The 506-nt window shown below is 65.4% G+C and carries 1 protein-coding gene; it reads left to right on the forward strand.

The window, feature by feature from the left end; translation table 11 throughout:
- A partial coding sequence (locus tag AC3IMC_RS20445; RefSeq protein ID WP_490920727.1) for a lipoyl synthase occupies window positions 1-506 on the forward strand: 506 nt, incomplete at both ends.

Consider the following 506-nt stretch of genomic DNA (forward strand, 5'->3'; position numbering starts at 1 on the left):
GACACCGGCAAACCCTCCCCCCTGGACCGGTTCGAACCCACCAAGGTGGCCCGCTCCGTCCAATCCATGCAGCTGCGCTACGCCACCGTCACCGGCGTGGCCCGCGACGACCTCGAAGACGAAGGCGTCTGGCTCTACGCCGAAACCGTCCGCAAGATCCACGAACTGAACCCCGGCACCGGCGTCGAACTGCTCATCCCCGACTTCTCCGGCAACCCCGACCACATCAAGGCCATCTGCGACTCCAAACCCGAAGTCTTCGCCCACAACGTCGAAACCGTGCCCCGGATCTTCAAAAGGATCCGCCCCGCCTTCCGCTACGACCGCTCCCTGGACGTCATCACCCAGGGCCGCCGCCACGGCATGGTCACCAAATCCAACCTCATCCTGGGCATGGGCGAAACCCGCGAAGAAATCTCCGAAGCCCTCCGCGACCTCCACGCAGCCGGCTGCGACCTGATCACCATCACCCAGTACCTGCGCCCCTCCGAACGGCACCTGCCCGT

It is taken from the genome of Arthrobacter sp. E70, assembly GCF_058266945.1.